The organism is Capnocytophaga sp. HP1101 (assembly GCF_054772415.1).
Genome location: NZ_BPUU01000021.1, coordinates 23,355 through 36,584, shown reverse-complemented (window position 1 = coordinate 36,584; position 13,230 = coordinate 23,355). Strand labels below are relative to the sequence as shown.

Sequence of the window (13,230 nt, the reverse complement as noted above, 5' to 3'; positions counted from 1 at the left end):
AACCTTTTTTAGGACAGGACAACGAACAAAGAACGAAGGAATGACGAACAAAAGACGAAGGTAGAATAAACCTAAAACGAAGCTAAGATTTTATCAGGGTGCTTGTTGGGAAACAAGTAGCTACTTTTCAGTATTAGAAAAGTTGAAAGTGATATTATCTTAGCTCGTTTTTTATTGCAACGGTATGACAGGCTACAATAGCGGCTGTTTCGGTGCGCAAGCGTGTATTTCCTAATGAAATGGGTATAAATGATTGTTGCAAAGCGGTGCTGAGTTCTGCGGGTGAGAAATCACCTTCAGGACCTATGAGCACCGTAAGACGCTCAGGAAAAGGTGAGAGTGCGTGAGAGAACAACCGTTTTTCATTTTCTTGACAATGTGCTATATATTTAGCTGAACTATCTGCTTGCATTGCTTTGAAGAACTGAGCTGAGGCTACAGGAGCGTTCAGTTTAGGCAAATAGCATTGTAACGATTGTTTCATCGCTGAAAGGAGTATCTTTTCAAAGCGTTCTACCTTGATAGTAGTACGCTCAGAATGTTCGCAGATAATAGGAGTAATTTCATCAACGCCTATTTCGGTGGCTTTCTCTAAAAACCACTCATAACGTTCGTTCATTTTGGTAGGTGCCACTGCCAAATGTAAGTAATAAGGACGTGGAGGCTGAGGGGTAGATTTCAGTATAGACACTTCACATTGTTTGGGTGTAGCAAAATCTAACTGAGCTTCAAAAAGGAGTCCTTTGCCATTGGTAATGTGGAGTATATCGCCTACTTTTTTGCGCAATACTTTTACAATATGTTGGCTTTCTTCCTTATCAAAAAAGCAATTTGTATTACTTGAATGGAGGTTGGGGTGAAAAAATAATTGCATACTCATACTTTAATTTTCTTAGAAAAAATGGGCATTATTGGGGGACAAAGATACAACAAAATAAAAAAAAGTGTATTTTTTATTTTGTAATTATAAAATTTGCCTTACTTTCGCCCCGTGAAAAGTAATATTAATATGAAACGCGTAATAGTAGACTACAACAAACTAACTAATGAGATCCTCTCAATGTTGGTAGAGAAATACCCTGAAGGGTATACAGATGCAGATGTAATTCGTTTTAAAAACGCTAAAAATGAGACTGTTGATGCTTTGGAAGTACGTACTGATGACACTATTTATTTAGTGAAAGTAAGTACCCGATTGGCTGATACTATGGAAAACTTCGACGAAGATGATGACTTTATGAACAATGACGAAGATGATATAAGTGTAAGCAATTTGGATATACCGGACGATTCTTCTATAGACGACGAATAAAAAAACACTGAAAAGCGTATGATTACCGCTTATATTTCTTACCAAAATATTCGTTTTTTCTCTAAACTCATTACTGATTACGTAGGTGAGGAAGAAAAACTACGCCCGTTTTATCATAGATTTCCTACATTATTGGAATTTAAGGCACAGATAGAAGAGAAAGAGGCTAATTTTAGTCAGGAGAAACGAGATATTTTAGTCAGTAGCCTGAAAGAACAATACTCTGAGGTAAAAACTACCCCAAAAGTACTGAAAAATATAGAACTTTTAGCTAAAAGTAATACGTTTACCATTACTACAGGGCATCAGTTGAGCCTTTTTACAGGACATCTTTACTTCATTTTTAAGATAATTTCGGTGATTAATACTGCTAAACAGCTTACCGAAAAGTACCCAGATAATCATTTTGTGCCTGTATATTGGATGGCTACAGAAGACCACGATTTTGAGGAAATCAACCACTTTCACTTGAGCAATCGCACTCTCTGTTGGAATAGTGACCAAACGGGAGCGACGGGTAACTTCAGTACTGATACGCTTGAAGCGGTGTTTCAAACTTTTGATAGAGCTATAGGCTTGGGCAAAAACGCCGATGATTTGCGCACACTCTTCCGCGATAGCTATTTAAAACACAAAGATTTGGCATCGGCTACTCATTACTTAGTGAATGCGCTCTTTGAAGACTATGGAGTAGTGGTGATAGACGGCAACGACAAAGCCTTGAAAAGGGAGTTCATTCATTATATAAGCGATGATTTACTGCACAGTGTGGCGCATACTGAAGTAACTAAAAGTATTGCTGCTTTACAAACTGTAAATAGCTCTTACCCCGTGCAAGTGAACCCGCGTGAGGTGAATCTGTTCTACCTTACTGAAAAGGGGCGTCATCGCTTGGTGCGCACTGCTGATGGTTTTGAAGTGCACGACACAGACATTCGTTTTTCTGAGGAAGCTATTTTAGAGGAGCTCCACTCCTACCCCGAGCGTTTTTCGCCGAATGTTATCTTGCGACCGCTTTATCAAGAGGTGATATTACCTAATTTGGCGTATATTGGTGGAGGGGGTGAGATAGCCTATTGGTTAGAATTAAAAGGCTTTTTTGACAAGGAAAAAGTACCCTTCCCAATGCTGATGTTACGCAATTCGGCAATGTTTATTTCAGAAAGACAAGCCGAAAAACTGCAAAAACTACAGCTTTCAGTAGAAGATTTATTTCTAAAACCGGAAGACTTAAAGAATAAGAAAGTACGACAACTGAGCGAGTTTCCTATAGATTTTACTCCTGAAAAGGAATTACTACGCAAGCAGTTTGAGCATTTATACGAGTTAGCTAAACACACTGATGTTACTTTTGAGAGTGCCGTAAAAGCGCAAGAAGTACGACAACTGAAAGGCTTAGATAAACTGGAAAAACGTCTTTTAAAAGCTCAGAAAAGGAAGTTTGCTGAGGAATTGGAGCGTACTGTGTTTTTACAAAGTGAACTCTTCCCGAACGGAGCCTTACAAGAGCGTTTTTCTAACTTCACTGATTTTTACTTGGTAAAAGGGTCAGCGTTCATTTCTGAATTAGTAAAAGACTTTAATCCGTTTGATTTTAGGTTTGTGGTAATACAATGAAAATATTGTATCTTTGCACCCAAAATAACAAACAATGAAAAGTATTCTTGAAATAAGAGCCGACTTCCCTATACTCTCACGTACTATTCACAACAATCCTCTTATCTATTTTGATAATGGAGCTACTTCACAAACACCTATTCAGGTGGTAGATGCTATTGTGCATTACTACAGTTATCAGAATGCTAATATTCACCGAGGAGTGCATACTCTCAGCCAAGAAGCTACCGATGCTTACGAAGAAGCGAGAAAGAAGCTACAACACTACTTCAATGCCCGCAAAAGCTCTGAAATTCTTTTTACTGCAGGTACTACTCACGGTATTAACTTAGTGGCTAACGGTTATGGTGCACTAATGCAAGCAGGCGATGAGGTGATTATTTCGGCTTCAGAGCACCACAGCAATATAGTTCCTTGGCAGTTGGCTTGCCAAAGGAGTGGTGCGACTTTAAGGGTAATACCGATGAATGAAAAGGGTATTTTGGATATGGAAGCGTATAGCCAACTGCTGAATAAACGCACGAAAGTGGTTTGCGTACAGCACGTATCAAACGCGTTAGGCAATATTCACCCTATAGAAGAAATCATAGAAAAAGCGCACCGCGTAGGGGCAGTGGTATTAGTAGATGGAGCTCAAGCAGCTCCACATATGCAACCCGATATGCAAGCTCTTGATGTTGATTTCTATGCTGTATCAGCCCATAAAATGTATGGTCCTACGGGCATAGGAGCACTATATGGCAAAGAGGAATTGTTATTACAACTTCCGCCTTATCAAGGAGGGGGGGAAATGATAAAAGAAGTGCACTTTCAGGAGAGCACTTATGCTGATCTTCCTTATAAGTTTGAAGCGGGAACTCCTAACATCTGTGGAGGTATTGCTTTTGGAACTACAATAGATTATATACAACACTTGGGGATAGAGCATATTGCAGCACACGAACATAAGCTGTTAGCATATGCGATTGCTAAGTTGCAAAACATAGAAGGTATTACTCTTTATGGCAATGACGATTTGAGTAAACGCACTGCTGTTATATCATTTAACCTGCGGGGTATTCACCCTTATGATGTAGGGGTTATTCTTGACCAAATGGGCATTGCTGTACGCACGGGACACCACTGCGCTCAACCTATTATGGATTTCTATCATATTCCAGGTACAGTTCGTGCCAGCTTTGCTGTATATAATACTATTGAGGAGATAGATATCTTTGTAGAAGGCGTAAAGAAAGCTCAAAGAATGCTAAGCTAATTGCTTTACTAAAATAAATATTACACTTTTTCACTGAAAGAAGTGTTGATATCAAAGATTTCTTGTAGTAATTGCTCGGTATACTGAGTATACAGGGCGAGGGTTTGAGAGGTAACATCCTCTTCTCTCACTTTGTCGATATAAGTATGAAAAGGCAAAAGCCCTTTTTGCAAGCGCTTGAACGATAGATTGGCAACTCTCATTGGTTCGTCAATCTTAAAATGTTGGGTGAACATATAAGCATAAGTGAGCAACTGGAAAGCCTTGCCGTACTTAATGTCGGTAATAAGACTCTCCCAATCCTTAATACGTACATCGTTGGGCTCTACAATACCTGTTTTATAGTCGATGATATGTAGCTTTCCGTTACGTCTATCCACACGGTCGATAATTCCTTTGAAATTAACAGGGAAAGGCAAGTGAGGCGTTTGGAAAGGCACTTTTATCTTCTCTTCCAAATATAGAGGAATAATTTCAGTGCCGTTCTTTATCTCGGCGAGCTCCAAAGCTAAGAAACTGCGTACGTATTTTTCAATTACATTAAAAATAAGCCAGTTCTTACCTGTCCTAAAATCAGTACTTCTATACTCTTCTTCAAAGCGACGTTCAATGGTAGGGACTACCAAAGGTTGCATCTTTTTGATGTTCTCCTGGGTGAGTACTTCATTTAAAAACGGACAGTATAAATCTTCTAAAGTACCGTGCACAATATTCCCAAAAGTACGGGCTTCCACTGTTTCTTCGACCTCTCTTTCTTCGTATATGTGCAGTACATTTTGCTGGTAGAAGGTCATAGGGTTACGGATATAGGTAGTTAAAGCAGAAGGCGAGATACCTTTTTCGGCAAGTGCTTTGAGAGACTCAATAACGGATTCGGTTTTGGCAATAGTGAGTGGAGAAAGTACTGCGGGGTATACCTCAGGAGCTTTGATTTGGTGTACTACCTTATGAGTAGGAATTTTCTCGGCTAAGAGTTGAAGGATAAATCTACTTTTTTCCTTGTTTTTGAAGCCGTTCATCTCGGTATCATAGAACAAATATATTTGTTCAGCGCGTTGTAAAATACGGTAGAAGTTGTAGCTATACACCGCATCTCGTTCTTTGAAAGTTGGTAATCCCAACACATATTTCACATCGTAAGGAATGAGTGAATTATCACTTTTGCCCAAGGGAAGCACTCCTTCGTTCACCGAGGTGATAATCACGCGTTTGAAATCCAAACTTCGGCTTTCAAGCACTCCCATCACTTGCAAGCCTTCCAAAGGTTCACCACGGAAGTTAAGTGCGCTCTTCTGCAAGACGTCCAAATAAAAATGATAAAGCGTTTTCACCGTGTCAATATAGCTGTACTGCTCTTGCAACTGCTTGAGCTGGTTAAAGAGTTGGTAAAAGCGATAAGCGTACTCTTGAATGAGGATATGTGTGTTATTCTCGGTGTTAAGTTGTTCTTTCAGTCGATAAATCAGCACAATGGCATTATCAATAAGTGTAGTAACAAACGATTTACCGCTTCCTTCGGGGAAAAGCAATCTGAGCATTTTGCAGTCAGTATCCGTGATATCCTCAATTTTCTCGACCGCTTCAAACAGCTTTTTATGGGTGATATAAGTGAGGTTGTGTGTCTTGATATACTGTGAAATCTCCCTTACCACATTTTCACTAAGCAGGGTGTGCAAGAAAGGTTGCGAGAGCAGGTTCAGTATATCCTTATGATAAAAACTACTCTTAGAAAGCTGTAACCGGAAATAAGCCACAAAAAGGTCGTTCAGTGGAGTTTGTTGCAAGGGGTAGCCCATTGTGATATTCACGCTTGTTTTGGTTTGTACAGCTTGCAGAACGGGTATGAGTAAGTTCTCATCGGCGATGATGAGCGCTGTACTTTCCAATTCGTTGGTAGGGATATTTTTGAGTAGTTCAGCTACACTATGTGCCTGATTGATACTCTTAGGCACCCCTGTAAGGTAAAGTTCCTTTTCTTTTTCGTAATTACTTTGGATAAACTTAGGCGTATGTGTTTCATAATAACGCCAATTTTTCAGATATTTGCGCAAAAAGAAGCCAGCATCGTGGGTAGAGTTATTTAGGAAATACGTATCTCCGTCCCAATAGATTTCACCCCCTATATCCATTAATATCGACTGAATAATCTTTTGTTCAGCTTCTGACAGTGCATTGAAACCTACAAATATATGAATAGTATCAGCCTGTGTTTGAATGTATTCAGGGAGTTTTTCTACTGCTTTTTTAGCAATAAAACCACCATAGCCCTTGCCAAGTTCGTCGAGGCGTTTGTTAAGAGCAAAATAGTAATCGCCCAGAGTATTCCAGAACTCCAAGTGTTTCTTTTGCATATCGGTAAGTTCTTTGTCAAATCCCGACCAGTGCTCAGCTTCTTTGAGGGCGTGGATATAAGGGAATAACTTATCTGGTTTTACTAAATACTGGTCGATTTCACTAAAGTCTTTGAGAGCCGTTTGCCCCCAGCTGAGGAACTCCTCAAAAGTATCAGGGCTGTCTTTACAAGTGGTTTTATAGCAGTCGTAAAACTCGAAGAGCAAAGACAAATTGCTGATAGACTGCACCCCCGAGATACGTGTAAAAAGGTCAGCAATGCCGATGAACTCAGGGGCAATAGTCGCGTGCTTCACCTGCTGGGCGAAGTGCTTTTTGAGGAAGAGAGCAGGGCGTTTCCCTGTAGTAACAAACAGGAGACGCTCCGCCTGATCGGAATAGTTCTCTAAAACATCGGTAATAACTTCTTGTAAATAAGACATTTGTTAATTTTTCAATTTGCTAATTAGCTCTCATTCCCCGAACGGTGACAACCTGGAAAAGCAATTTTTATATTATTTTCTAAATTCTAAAAAAGAAGGATGAGAACGGTGGCGGTCGTGATGACTCTTTTTGTTTTTATTTTTAGAGAGTAATTTTACATAGCCCGTAAAAGCTAACAAAAGTAATGTCCCAAAGACATAGCAGGCTATTTGGGCGGGTAGAGATAAATCGGTTGCCTCATAAGCTGTAACTAAAAGGACTATTGCAAAACTGAGTATTGCTATTGGGATACTGATAAAGAAAAGTACAATGATTAACATTCTCTTATAACGCGTCATATCTTTGCCTAATACATAAAGTAGTAATCCCACAAATAAAAAATCAAAAAATGCGGCAAAGAAAATCATTACAGATAGCATTTTATAGAAACCACTTCTATCTACTATAAAGACATTCCCAGTAGAGGGGTTGTAGTCTACTTTACAATACATTGCTTTCTCCTTGTAAGAATATAAAGTATTGTAATGTTCAGCTTTCTTTGTAATTGTGTCTCCTTGATTTGCAACAAATTGAACAATAGGAAGTTTTACAGTAATAGTTCTGCTACTGCTACTGTGTTTGTGAGTTTTTGTTTTCTCTCTTGTTTCATATACAAAATCTACAACTTTGGCATTGTAAGTTTCACTTTTATATAAGTCTTGAACATATCCCAAAATAGCTATAGGGAGCAAGACTGCTGCAAAAGTAATCATTGATACTACTCCAAACCCAATAAGATAAATAAATATTCCTGATTGAGGATGAAAACGCTTCACTGCGTAATAAGTCAGCACAAAGCATATAATAAGAAGGATATAAAACAGTGAGGAACTCATATCTTTTTATCAAGACACATACAATAATTATTTTATTTATTTTCTACGAAATGATATCCGGTTAAAACCACTTACACGACGTGCTTCTTCTTTTATAAAAAAGACATATACTACTGAAGGAATAAGCATCAATACTCCCCAACCCATAGTATCAAAGTAGGAAACATAGCCATATATGCACAAGCCTATTCCTATTACAAAAGAAATCAACGCTATTAGTTGTGGTATTTTTGAGGTTTTGGCGTAGAAATCGTTGGGTTGATATTGGTGTGAATAATTGCAGTTTTTACAAGTAATTTTCTTGTATTCTCCTTCTTGCATTGCAAACTCTACACGCGTTGTAGCCTCAGTAGTACAAGAGTTCTCATAGCCACAATTTTTTCATTTCAAATAGACCCTCATTATTTCCTAATTCCCAAATTTTCTAATATGCTAATTTCCTCATTTCTTCAGCAAGCGCACGCCCATATAGCCTAAAGGCAAAGCCATTATTCCGAGATATAACGCGTGGCGTATCACTACTTCAGGTTGGTAAACTGCTACTACAGCCAAGCCAAAAAGGGCTCCCCCTAAATGAGCAGCGTGACCTAAGTTGTCACCTTGCTGCGGATTAAACATCATAAATACCGAATAGCCAAAGTATAAAGCTCCAAAAAGCCACCCTGGTAGGAAGTTTACGCTCAACTCGGTAGGGTACAAGGCTATCGCTGCAAAAATAATACCCGACACAGCTCCCGAAGCGCCTATAGCCGAGTAATAAGGCTGCCTGCGGTAGATACGTAAACTAAAGATACTACCCAATAGCATCGAACCAAAGTAGATGAACAAAAACATTAGGTTACCCATAGAGCCAATAATCACTCCTTGAAAAAAGTAGAGTGAAATCATATTAAAGATGAGGTGTTCCCAGTTGGCGTGCAAGAAACCTGAAGATAGCAAACGTACATAATCGCCTTTTTGCACCGCCCCTACATTGAATTTGTAGCGGTTGAAAAAGGTAAGATTATTGAATCCATAATAACTTATCGCTATAGTTGTGAGAAGAATAATAATAAAAGTGATATTCATAAGTTCCATATTTTAAATCCACAATAAAATAGTGAGTACTACAGCAAAGATAAGTACCAACGGCATACAGAACTGCAACCATTGCTTATAGTTGATATTCACCATTGCCAGCGACGGCAAAATAAGCCCTGTAGGAGTGATGAGCCCCATAATACCCATCCCAAAAAGATAAGCATTCACCACACTGTGCCCTTCTACGCCTACTACCGACGCTAAAGAACCTATAATAGGCATCGTGAGCACAGCCATTCCTGAGGACGAGGCGATGAACAAGCTCAACACGGCAAATACTAACATCAGCATTGGCAAAAAGACCATTGGCGACATTCCCTGTACCAAGTCAGTAGCGTAATGCAGAATAGTACCCGATATTTGTCCGTCGTTCAGTATAAACGAGACACCTCTGGCTATCCCAATGATAAAAGCCACGCTCAATAAATCACGTGCCCCTGTCATAAACTGATGAATAAACTGCTGTTCACTGCTACGTTGCAAGATAGCCATCACAATAGCCGCTACGAGAAAGATAGCAGTCATTTCTTGAAACCACCATTCCCATTGCGAAACACCTATGATCATCACTACAAACGAAAGAGCAAACACTATGAGTTCTATCTTGGTAGAAAGCTTGAGCGAAGAAGTTTTCTCTGGAGTGTTAGACGCGTATATTTCAGGGAGAGCTACCCCATACACGAGCGATTTTTCGGGGTGTTTGCGCACTTTTTCGGCATAGCGTATAATGTAAACAATACTAATGAGCACACACACCGCTAAGGCAATCACCCTAATACCTAAACCCGAAGTCCAATCGACCCCCGCAGCATCTGAGGCGATAATCACCGCAAACGGATTGGTAGTCGATGCCATTGAGCCTACATTAGAACCTATATAAATCACCGCCAAAGGCACCATTAGGTCATAACCAGCTGCCAAGAAGATAGGCACTAACATCGGGTAGAAAGCAAGAGTTTCTTCGGCTAAGCCAAACGACGTACCTCCCAGTGCTAACAAAGTAGTGAGCAATATGATAAGAATCCCCTCGCGCCCTCTAAGCCGATGTGCCAAATAGCCTACCCCCATATTCAGTGCTCCCGAACTGTTAAACACCCCTATAAAACCTCCTAATACCAATACAAAGAGAATCACATCCACAGTGTCGTAAATGCCTTGTATAGGTGCAAAAAGCACTGCTTTAGCCCCTTGTGGGTGCGACTCAGTCCGCACGTAAGTGTTAGGAATAGAGATAGGCTTCTTGATTTTCTCCTCTTTAAATTTAGCCAACTGAATGTGAATGCCCAGAACGTTCAGCTGTTCTTGAGTTGCTGGCAGGATATAGGTACTATCAACCGAGTGAACCACAAAAGTATCTTGCGATTTGTCGTATTGTAGCGTGCTGTAAGAACCCGAGGGCAACAGAAAAGTAAGGCTGACAGCCAACACTATCACCAGCATCAGTACGGTGTAAGGAGTGGGAAACTTCAGTTTTTTCATTGGTCTTTTAGGGTAATCCGTGAGGTTATTTCTTTAGTTTTTATATGTATTTGTTCAAACAGTTAGAAGCTACAATTTCTATATAGCTATCATAACCGATAATAATATTTTCTATTCTCGGGCAAAGATACAACAAAAAACTGAATTACCAAGCATAGATATTAGTCCTCAAGTTAAATGTACAAAGTTTACTTTACAACATTTTAATTTCTTCTAGTTAAATTTTGTACCACATATCGACACCTAATATCCATTATTAATAGCATTATTCTTTACCTCTCCTCTGTTATCCCTTCGTCTTTTGTTCGCTGATGAGCCACTCATCCTTCGTCTTTTGTTCGTCATTCGTTCATCTGCCCCTGCGACTCGCACCGTCTTTTGTTTATCTTTGCGTCGCTACAGTTCCCCCTTTGGAGGGGGTTAGGGGGAGGTTCCCTTCGTCCTTTGTTCATCTTTTGTTCGTTCATTGTTCGTCTTTCCTTTGTCTTTTGTTCGATGTAGAGCCGATGTAGAGCCGATATAGAACCGATATAGAGCCGATGTAGAGCCGATATAGAACCATTCATTGTTCATCATAAGTTTGTCTTAGGTTCATCTTAACTTAAAATAAGCCTTGATTATCAATCTCTTTTCTTCACTAATCTTCAAAATTTACCAATTACACCCCCCTTTTTATATTCTTTTTCGTAATTCGTAATTCGTAATTCGTAATTATTTCGTACTTTTGTCGCCCAAAAACACATAATTCAAAACTCAACAAATGTCTAAACGTTATACCATTACGGCGGCTCTGCCCTATACCAATGGCCCTATTCACATTGGCCACTTGGCGGGTGTGTACGTGCCTGCCGATATATTTGCTCGCTACCAACGCCTGAAAAACAACGATGTAGCCTTTATCTGCGGTAGCGACGAACACGGAGTGGCTATCTCTATCAAAGCCAAAAAAGAAGGCACTACCCCGCAAGCAATTATCGATAAATACCACGCTATTATCAAGCAATCATTCACCGATTTTGGCATTTCATTCGACAATTATTCGCGTACTTCGGCTCCTATTCATCACCAAACAGCTTCTGATTTCTTCAAAAAACTCTACGAGCAAGGTGATTTTATCGAAGAAATATCTGAACAACTTTACGACGAAGAGGCTCATCAATTCCTCGCCGACCGTTTCGTTATCGGTACTTGCCCTAAATGTGGTAACCCTGAGGCTTACGGCGACCAGTGCGAGCGCTGTGGTAGTTCGCTCAACGCAACCGACCTCATCGACCCTAAATCGTCAATTACAGGCTCTAAACCTACCCTCAAGGCTACCAAACACTGGTTTTTACCCCTCAACCGCTATCAAGAGTTTTTGGAAAAATGGATTTTAGAAGGTCATAAAACTGATTGGAAACCCAATGTATACGGACAAGTAAAAAGTTGGCTTGACGATGAGCTCAAACCTCGCGCGGTAACTCGCGACCTCGATTGGGGGATTCCTGTACCCGTAGAAGGCGCCGAAGGTAAAGTGCTATACGTGTGGTTTGATGCGCCTATCGGTTATATATCCTCTACCAAAGAATGGGCAGAGCGCGAAGGTAAAGACTGGCGTCCTTATTGGCAAGACCCTGAAACACAGTTGGTGCACTTTATCGGGAAAGACAATATCGTGTTCCACTGCATCATCTTTCCTGCGATGCTCAAAGCCGAAGGTAGTTTCATTTTACCCGTGAATGTGCCTGCTAATGAGTTCCTCAACTTAGAAGGCAACAAGCTCTCTACCTCCAAAAACTGGGCAGTGTGGTTGCACGAGTACTTGCAGGATTTTCCTAATCAGCAGGATGTGTTGCGCTATACGCTCACCGCCAATGCCCCTGAAACTAAGGACAACGATTTCACGTGGAAGGACTTCCAAGCGCGCAACAACAACGAGTTGGTTGCCATTTTCGGGAATTTTATCAATCGAGTAGCAGTGCTTACACAGAAGTATTACGAAGGCGAAGTACCTGCCGCAAACGCTTTCAACGAGGTAGATACCGAAACCTTAGCACAAATTAAAGAGCTTACTAAAAAAATAGAACAATCATTAGAGCGCTATCGTTTTCGCGAAGCCCAACAAGAGCTGATGAATATCGCTCGCTTAGGCAACAAGTACTTAGCCGATGAAGAGCCTTGGAAACTCATCAAAACCGACCCTGAGCGCGTGAAGACCGTAATGTACATCGCTTTGCAAATCGCTGCGGCTTTGGCGGTTACCAGCGAACCATTCTTGCCATTCACTTCCGAAAAACTCAAACGTATATTGCAATTGGGTACTACCCCTTGGGAAAGTGTAAAGACCAATGCTACCAAGCTTCTCAAAACAGAGCATCGCATCGGTACTGCCGAATTGCTCTTTGAAAAAATAGAAGATGCTGCTATTGAAAAACAATTACAGCGCTTGGAGAATACCAAATTGGCTAACCAACAAGAAGCAAAAGCCAATGCCGAAATTGAGGTAGCTCCACAAAAAGAGCTCATCAGCTACGACGATTTTGCCAAAATGGACATCCGTATCGGTACCATTCTCGAAGCCGAAAAGATGCCTAAAGCCGATAAACTCCTTATTTTAAAAGTAGATACCGGCATCGACCAGCGCACCATTGTATCGGGTATTGCCCAAAGTTTTGCTCCTGAAGAGATTATAGGCAAAAAGGTAACCGTATTAGCCAACCTTGCACCACGCAAATTGCGCGGGGTAGAAAGCCACGGGATGATCCTAATGGTAGAAAACAGCGAAGGCAAATACACCTTTATCAATCCTGACGCTGAAGAAATAGCGAATGGAACAGAAGTAAAATAGGAATATTATA

The 13,230-nt window shown here is 40.4% G+C and carries 10 protein-coding genes; 4 read left to right on the top strand and 6 right to left on the bottom strand.

The annotated features are described in order from the left end of the window. Nucleotides 1-154: 154 nt before the first annotated feature. The gene (locus RCZ04_RS11120; RefSeq protein ID WP_460486109.1) at nt 155-880 is read right to left on the bottom strand and encodes an RsmE family RNA methyltransferase; all 726 of its coding nucleotides are present in this window, start codon (nt 878-880) and stop codon (nt 155-157) included. A gap of 129 nt (nt 881-1,009) precedes the next feature. On the opposite strand from RCZ04_RS11120, the gene RCZ04_RS11115 reads away from it, so the two are divergent. Genes RCZ04_RS11115 through RCZ04_RS11105 form a run of 3 tightly spaced genes read left to right on the top strand, consistent with a single transcriptional unit; the run spans nt 1,010 to nt 4,184 of the window. After that, nucleotides 1,010-1,312 carry a hypothetical protein gene (locus RCZ04_RS11115; RefSeq protein WP_460486108.1) on the top strand — a complete coding sequence of 101 codons (303 nt, stop codon included), beginning with the start codon at nt 1,010-1,012 and terminating at the stop codon, nt 1,310-1,312. An 18-nt stretch (nt 1,313-1,330) separates the two neighbouring features. Further along, entirely contained in the window at nt 1,331-2,929 is a 1,599-nt protein-coding gene (bshC, locus tag RCZ04_RS11110) for a bacillithiol biosynthesis cysteine-adding enzyme BshC (protein ID WP_460486107.1), read from the top strand. Between the two features lie 34 nt (nt 2,930-2,963). Continuing rightward, a complete protein-coding gene (locus RCZ04_RS11105; RefSeq protein ID WP_460486106.1) occupies nt 2,964-4,184 on the top strand; it encodes an aminotransferase class V-fold PLP-dependent enzyme in 1,221 nt (406 codons plus the stop codon). 20 nt (nt 4,185-4,204) lie between these two features. On the opposite strand, the gene RCZ04_RS11100 is transcribed toward RCZ04_RS11105, so the two are convergent. From RCZ04_RS11100 to RCZ04_RS11080, 5 genes are all read right to left on the bottom strand, one after another. Continuing rightward, on the bottom strand, nt 4,205-6,958 hold the full coding sequence (locus RCZ04_RS11100) for a PD-(D/E)XK nuclease family protein (RefSeq protein ID WP_460486105.1): 2,754 nt from the start codon (nt 6,956-6,958) through the stop codon (nt 4,205-4,207). Between the two features lie 72 nt (nt 6,959-7,030). Beyond that, entirely contained in the window at nt 7,031-7,774 is a 744-nt protein-coding gene (locus RCZ04_RS11095; RefSeq protein WP_460486104.1) for a hypothetical protein, read from the bottom strand. A 96-nt stretch (nt 7,775-7,870) separates the two neighbouring features. Next, nucleotides 7,871-8,155, bottom strand: coding sequence for a hypothetical protein (locus RCZ04_RS11090; protein WP_460486103.1), 285 nt, complete (start codon nt 8,153-8,155; stop codon nt 7,871-7,873). Between the two features lie 120 nt (nt 8,156-8,275). Further along, on the bottom strand, nt 8,276-8,902 hold the full coding sequence (locus RCZ04_RS11085) for a rhomboid family intramembrane serine protease (RefSeq protein WP_460486102.1): 627 nt from the start codon (nt 8,900-8,902) through the stop codon (nt 8,276-8,278). 12 nt (nt 8,903-8,914) lie between these two features. Further along, nucleotides 8,915-10,393 (bottom strand): YfcC family protein, encoded by a 1,479-nt coding sequence (locus RCZ04_RS11080; RefSeq protein ID WP_460486101.1) that lies wholly within the window; start codon nt 10,391-10,393, stop codon nt 8,915-8,917. Between the two features lie 760 nt (nt 10,394-11,153). Between RCZ04_RS11080 and metG the strand changes: the two genes are divergently transcribed. Continuing rightward, on the top strand, nt 11,154-13,220 hold the full coding sequence (gene metG / locus RCZ04_RS11075) for a methionine--tRNA ligase (protein WP_460486100.1): 2,067 nt from the start codon (nt 11,154-11,156) through the stop codon (nt 13,218-13,220). Nucleotides 13,221-13,230: the final 10 nt, after the last annotated feature.